General features: G+C 47.9%; 2 protein-coding genes. Both read left to right on the top strand.

All coding sequences use genetic code 11. The annotated features are described in order from the left end of the window. Window positions 1-1,032: dTDP-glucose 4,6-dehydratase (gene rfbB, locus WS34_RS14745; RefSeq protein ID WP_286693826.1), on the top strand; the 1,032-nt coding region annotated here is incomplete at its 5' end. Continuing rightward, window positions 1,007-1,210: transcription termination/antitermination NusG family protein (locus WS34_RS14740; protein WP_353743272.1), on the top strand; the 204-nt coding region annotated here is incomplete at its 3' end. The genes rfbB and WS34_RS14740, both read left to right, overlap by 26 nt.

Raw genomic sequence — 1,210 nt, 5'->3', positions numbered from 1 at the left:
GGTGCCGGTTTTATCGGTTCACATGTAGTGCGTCTGTTTGTGACGAAATATCCGGAATATCATATCATTAATCTGGATAAGCTGACTTATGCGGGGAATCTGGCCAATCTGGCAGACATCGAACAGCAGCCGAATTATACTTTTGTAAAAGCAGATATCTGTGATTTTGAAAAGATACTGGAATTGTTCCGGCAGCACAGTATCGACGGAGTGATCCATCTGGCAGCGGAAAGCCATGTAGACCGCTCGATCAAAGATCCGTTTACCTTTGCTCAGACGAATGTGATGGGGGCCCTGTCTTTGTTGCAAGCCGCTAAAGTAAGCTGGGACGGACAATATGACGGGAAACGTTTCTATCATATCTCTACCGATGAGGTGTATGGGGCCCTGAAGTTTGACGGCACCTTTTTTACGGAGACAACGAAATATGATCCGCATTCCCCCTACTCGGCTTCGAAAGCTTCTTCCGATCATTTCGTGAGGGCCTTTCACGATACTTTCGGTATGCCTACCCTTGTAACCAATTGCAGTAATAACTACGGTCCTTACCAATTCCCGGAAAAGCTAATCCCTTTGTTTATCAATAACATCCGTCACAATAAACCTTTGCCCGTTTACGGAAAGGGGGAAAATGTGCGTGACTGGTTGTATGTGGTGGATCATGCCCGGGCCATCGATCTTATTTTCCATAATGGAAAGGTTGCCGAAACATATAATATCGGTGGCTTTAACGAATGGAAAAATATCGATTTGATCCGGGTTCTGATCAAGACGGTAGATCGCTTACTGGGACGCCCTGAAGGAGCATCGGAGAAGCTGATCACATACGTGACAGACCGGGCCGGACATGATTTGCGCTATGCTATCGATTCGACGAAACTGAAAAATGAATTGGGCTGGGAACCTTCTTTACAGTTCGAGGAGGGTATAGAGAAAACGGTGAAATGGTATCTGGATAATCAGGAGTGGCTGGATCAGGTGACGAGCGGAGATTATCAGGGATACTATGAAAGGATGTATGGCAATAGATAGGCAAAAAACGGAAACGGTTCATTGGCACGCTGTCTTCACCGCCTCCCGTGCGGAGAAGAAGGTGCGTGACCGGTTGGAAGAGCTGGGTGTGGAGTGTTTTTTGCCGGTACAGACGGTGTTGAGGCAGTGGACGTACCGGAAGTCGCGGGTGGTGGTGCCGGTGATTGCGGGGTTGGTT

The organism is Odoribacter sp. N15.MGS-14, from assembly GCF_000980245.1.
GTDB lineage: Bacteria > Bacteroidota > Bacteroidia > Bacteroidales > Marinifilaceae > Odoribacter > Odoribacter splanchnicus.
The sequence above is the reverse complement of the archived record's forward strand: the minus strand, read 5'-3'. Positions and strand labels throughout refer to the sequence as shown.